The 4,990-nt window shown below is 48.3% G+C and carries 6 protein-coding genes; 1 reads left to right on the forward strand and 5 read right to left on the reverse strand.

Translation table 11 applies throughout. The annotated features are described in order from the left end of the window. On the forward strand, positions 1-196 hold a 196-nt coding region (locus tag ACTL32_RS18815; protein WP_441342867.1), incomplete at its 5' end, for a hypothetical protein. A 102-nt stretch (positions 197-298) separates the two neighbouring features. On the opposite strand, the gene lysS is transcribed toward ACTL32_RS18815, so the two are convergent. From lysS to cysK, 5 genes are all read right to left on the reverse strand, one after another. Next, positions 299-1,783: a lysine--tRNA ligase gene (gene lysS / locus ACTL32_RS18820; RefSeq protein ID WP_441342868.1), complete on the reverse strand. Its 1,485-nt coding sequence runs from the start codon at positions 1,781-1,783 to the stop codon at positions 299-301. 293 nt (positions 1,784-2,076) lie between these two features. Next, positions 2,077-2,565 (reverse strand): 2-amino-4-hydroxy-6-hydroxymethyldihydropteridine diphosphokinase, encoded by a 489-nt coding sequence (gene folK / locus ACTL32_RS18825; RefSeq protein ID WP_441342869.1) that lies wholly within the window; start codon positions 2,563-2,565, stop codon positions 2,077-2,079. Further along, entirely contained in the window at positions 2,562-2,927 is a 366-nt protein-coding gene (gene folB / locus ACTL32_RS18830; RefSeq protein WP_441342870.1) for a dihydroneopterin aldolase, read from the reverse strand. Before folB ends, folK begins: the two co-directional genes overlap by 4 nt. Continuing rightward, on the reverse strand, positions 2,927-3,733 hold the full coding sequence (folP, locus tag ACTL32_RS18835; protein ID WP_441342871.1) for a dihydropteroate synthase: 807 nt from the start codon (positions 3,731-3,733) through the stop codon (positions 2,927-2,929). The genes folB and folP overlap by 1 nt, the downstream gene beginning before the upstream one ends. 125 nt (positions 3,734-3,858) lie before the next feature. Next, entirely contained in the window at positions 3,859-4,797 is a 939-nt protein-coding gene (cysK, locus tag ACTL32_RS18840; protein ID WP_441342872.1) for a cysteine synthase A, read from the reverse strand. Positions 4,798-4,990: the final 193 nt, after the last annotated feature.

Raw genomic sequence — 4,990 nt, forward strand, 5'->3', positions numbered from 1 at the left:
AAGCCGTTCTCGCGCCTCGGCGCTCGTGACGTCTTTCGTTGACGTTTTGCTGTTCAGTTTTCAAGGTTCATGTTGTTTGCCGTTTTCTTACGGCGACTTTTCAATATTATCAGCTTCCCAAGAAGAAGTCAACAATAAAATTCATCTTTTGTTTCAACCGTATTTGCCGCTGAAAACGCGACATCAATTAGTATAGCACCAGCTCTTATTCAACGCAAGCACTTTTTTGAAATTAAAACAGCTCAAGGCGGAAGGACCTTGAGCTGTTCATTTAACTATCAACATCCAGACGGACAGATCAGTCGCGCGGACGCATTTGCGGGAACAAAAGTACATCCCTGATAGAAGCAGAATTGGTCAACAGCATTACTAGACGGTCAATCCCAATCCCCAGTCCTCCTGTTGGCGGCATTCCATATTCTAACGCTTCGATGAAGTCATCATCCATTTCATGTGCCTCATCGTTTCCTTCAGCCTTCTCAACTAGCTGCGCTTCAAAACGTTCGCGCTGGTCGATCGGATCGTTCAACTCCGTAAAGGCATTGGCATGCTCACGTCTTACAATGAACAACTCGAAACGGTCAGTAAAGCGCTCGTCCTCCGGATTCTTTTTAGCAAGCGGAGAAATTTCAACTGGGTGACCGAAGACAAAAGTCGGCTGAACCAATTCTTCTTCCACTTTCTGCTCAAAGAATTCGTTTAAGATGTGGCCAACTTCCATGGTCGGCTTCACTTCAATATTGTGTTCTTTCGCTAGAGCATGAGCTTCTTCTTTGGTCATTTGCTGCCAGAAGTCTACACCTGTGTATTCCTTTACAGCATCCGCCATATGGAGACGCCTCCAACCAGGAGCCAATTTGATCTCATCTTCTCCGTATTGAACAGTCGTAGTTCCAAGAACTTCTTGGGCAATATGAGCAATGAGGTTTTCAGTTAGCGCCATCACGTCGTTGTAATCAGCATAGGCTTCATAAAGTTCCAGCATTGTGAATTCTGGATTGTGCCGCGTTGACACTCCTTCGTTACGGAATACCCGTCCAATTTCATATACTTTTTCCAAGCCCCCGACAATAAGCCGTTTCAAATGCAATTCAATCGCAATCCGAATAAACATTTCCATGTCCAGGGCATTGTGATGAGTAATGAACGGGCGCGCGGTCGCTCCGCCGGCAATTGAATGGAGCATCGGTGTTTCGACTTCTAAAAACCCTTCGTTATCCAGATACCGGCGCATCGACTGGATAATACGGCTGCGCAGGATGAATGTCTCTTTGCTTGTTTCGCTTGTAATCAGATCCAGGTAGCGCTGGCGGTAGCGTTGTTCAATATCTTTCAGTCCGTGGAATTTTTCCGGCAGCGGACGAAGCGCTTTTGTTAAGAAAACCACTTCCTTCGCTTTAACGGAAAGTTCTCCAACGTTTGTTTTGAAAACTGTCCCTTTTACGCCGACGATATCACCTAGGTCAACTGTATTAAAAAACTCGTAAGCTTCGTCGCCGATTGCATCTTTGCGGACATAGATCTGGATTTGGCCTTTTAAATCTTGCACGTGTGCGAATCCTGCTTTCCCTTTCCCACGCTTCGTCATAATGCGTCCTGCGATTACAACTTCCTGAGGGTTGGCTTCAAGATCTTCTTTTGAAAGTTCGCTGAACTCCTTGATAATTTCTTCTGAAAGATGAGTGCGTTCAAAACGCGATCCGAATGGATCCATTCCGTTATCACGGAAGGTTTGCATTTTTTGGCGTCTCACCAATATTTGATCGTTTAACTCTTCTGACATGTCCTACACTCCTTTTTCTTTAAAAACCACGCTCGTTCGTGTATTTCTCTATTGTACACAATTTCTATTCGTTAGCCATATAAAAAAGCTGCCACAAAATCATGGCAGCTCATATATTGAATTTAAACCGCATTGTCTGCAGCTTTACGTTCTTCCAGTTCCCCTGCTGGCCTGTCCCAGTAACTGACCGAAATCTTCTGTCCCACCGGTCCTGTCGTCCGCATTTTCCGCTCCCCATCATTCTCAGGATAACGTGCTCTCACGAATATTTTTATTCAGCCACGGTTGCAAGCCTACTTTTCCTTCACGAACGCTTCGGCTCCGCTATAGGTTCTCCATAAACGGACGCCTTGTTCCGGCGGCTCAGGCAGACCATCAAGCGCCGGGTTCACTTCCGTGAGCGGGATGAGGACAAACGCCCGCTCATGCATCCGGGGATGCGGAACGGTGAGCCGCTCCGACTCCACATTGTCATGATTGTAAATCAAAATATCAAGATCTATTGTCCGCGGCCCCCATCTGACGATCCGCTCCCTGTTCAATTTCCGTTCAACCTCCTGACAGACGTCAAGGAGTTCAAGCGCAGCCAGAGGCGTTACGATCCGGACCACCATATTCAGGAACGGTTCTTGATCTGTAAAGCCGACCGGTTCGGTTTCATAGAGGGAGGAAATTGCCTTTACCTCCACGGAGGGATGCTCCATCAGCAGACGGACCGCTTGCTTCAGCATATCGAGCCGGTTGCCCATGTTCGAGCCGAGTGACAGATAGCTTTCATTCATATGAATTCTCCCCGCGTCAATTCAATGGCTACCGATTTGTAATGGCCGGGTATCGGCGGGTCCGGCTTGATCATTAGCACCCGTACCCCTTTCACCAATTGGAATTCCGCTAAAAGACGGGAGGCGACTTCTTCTGCCACGGCTTCCACCAATTTTTTCGGTTCACCTTCAACAACGGAGCGGCACACTTGGTATACTTCTCCATAATTTACAGTGTGTACGAGCTCATCGGTTTCTCCGGCTTTTCGCAAGTCTACCGCGAGCGTAACCGTCAAACGGAAACGTTGGCCGAGTTTCGTTTCTTCCGGAAAAACGCCGTGGTAGCCGTAAAACTCCATATCGTTCACATAAATATAATCCATCAATCTGCCTCCTCATACTGTACTTTCCCTGTCAGCACGTCCATCATCCGGACCGTACGGCTCGTTTCTTTGACGTCGTGCACCCGGACAATCTGGCATCCACGCTCTACCCCGAAGCATACAGTGGCCAGGGAGCCCTCAAGACGCTCTGAAACAGGCAGGCCAAGCACTTTTCCGATCAAGGATTTGCGGGAAGTGCCGAGCAGCACCGGATACCCCAGTTCTACGAATTCTTTAAGATGCTGCATCATTTCGATATTGTGGGCAGTTGTTTTGCCGAACCCGATGCCCGGATCCAGCCAGATGCGCTCTTTAGGGACGCCGGCTGCCAGCGCAATTCCTATGCTTTCATCCATATCTTCCTGTACTTCTTTCCAGAAGTCATTGTATGACGTATCGTTACGGTTGTGCATCAAAATAATCGGCACATCCCACTTGGCTGCGATCTTGGCAATAGCAGGCTCGTATTTAGCACCCCAGATGTCATTGATGATATGGGCCCCTGCCGCAACCGCCGCTTCTGCCACGGCCGCTTTGTAAGTATCAATGGAAATTAATGCATCGGTTTCTTCCGCTAAAGCTTTGATAACCGGTACAACGCGGGAAATTTCTTCTTCATCCGAAATCATCGTATAGCCTGGACGCGTCGATTCACCGCCTACATCAATGATATCAGCTCCATCAACTATCATTTTTTTCGCTTGCGCCAGCGCCTGATCCACAGTGGTGTATTTTCCACCATCCGAGAAAGAATCCGGCGTCACATTAAGTATGCCCATAACCCATGTTTGCTTGTTGATGTCCATTTATGCATGCTCCTATCCGTTCGGTTTATTGCCCGGGAAATAATGTTTGCCCTTATCTTAACGCGAATGGCGTTTTTTCCGCCACAATAAAAGAGCATGCACGCGGCACACTCTTTTAGGTCGTTTTAATTTTCTTCGAATTGATAAAGCGGGGTGCTCAAGTAGCGTTCGCCGTTTGACGGGATAATTGCCAGCACTTTCTTGCCTTTGCCGAGGCGTTTTGCAACTTCCAGCGCAGCATAGATGGCCGCTCCTGAAGAAACGCCTCCAAGGATGCCCTCTTCGCGCGCTGCTCTTCGGGCTGTTTCATAAGACTGGTCATTCGTCACTTGGATGATCTCGTCATAGATTTTCGTATCCAGCACTTCCGGTATGAAACCGGCGCCAATGCCTTGGATTTTATGCGGGCCCGGCTTGCCTCCGGAAAGAACCGGCGAATCGGTCGGCTCGACCGCTACCAAGTGGATGTTCGGATAATGTTCCTTCAATACTTGCCCAGCACCGGTAATGGTACCGCCTGTACCGATTCCGGAAATAAAAGCATCCAGTTGATCGCCCATCGTTTCGACAATTTCAGGACCAGTAGTCAAACGGTGGATTTCTGGGTTGGCGGCATTCTTGAACTGCTGCGGCATAAACCAGCCGTTTTCTGAAGCCAATTTTTCGGCCGTTTTGATAGCGCCGTTCGGACCGTTCATCCCGTCCGGTCCCGGGGTAAGGACCAGCTCAGCTCCATATGCGCGGAGCAGGTTGCGCCGCTCCATGCTCATTGTCTCAGGCATGACTAGCACGGATTTATAGCCTTTGGCAGCAGCGATCATCGCCAAGCCAATACCGGTGTTGCCGCTCGTCGGCTCGATGATGGTGTCGCCTTCTTTTAAATTGCCTTCTTTTTCAGCAGCTTCAATCATTGCCAAGGCAATCCGGTCTTTCACGCTGCTCCCCGGGTTGAAATATTCCAGTTTCAAATAAACTTCTGCGTCTTCGGGACCTGTCAGCCGGTTCAATTTTACAATTGGTGTCTGGCCTATCAATTCAGTAACGGAATTTCCAATACGCGCCATTTTCAACACTCCTAATCCCTAGTGATTTTATCTACATTAATCTTTCCCCATCGTATCAATCTTGTTGGAACGATGTCAACGATATGAATTCAAAATAAAAAGACATTTCCAAGAGGGAGGCCACTGAAAAACCCTCCCTCTACATCACCGGGAGGCATCAAAAGAGCCGAGATGACAGAAATCCTGTCATTTC

Source organism: Planococcus sp. FY231025 (assembly GCF_052078085.1).
GTDB lineage: Bacteria > Bacillota > Bacilli > Bacillales_A > Planococcaceae > Planococcus.

What these genes read in the sequence shown, in the direction of transcription:
- lysS (WP_441342868.1), bottom strand. Translation starts at nt 1,783, where the DNA reads ATGTCAGAAGAGTTAAACGATCAAATATTGGTGAGACGCCAAAAAATG.
- folK (WP_441342869.1), bottom strand. Translation starts at nt 2,565, where the DNA reads ATGAATGAAAGCTATCTGTCACTCGGCTCGAACATGGGCAACCGGCTC.
- cysK (WP_441342872.1), bottom strand. Translation starts at nt 4,797, where the DNA reads ATGGCGCGTATTGGAAATTCCGTTACTGAATTGATAGGCCAGACACCA.
- folP (WP_441342871.1), bottom strand. Translation starts at nt 3,733, where the DNA reads ATGGACATCAACAAGCAAACATGGGTTATGGGCATACTTAATGTGACG.
- folB (WP_441342870.1), bottom strand. Translation starts at nt 2,927, where the DNA reads ATGGATTATATTTATGTGAACGATATGGAGTTTTACGGCTACCACGGC.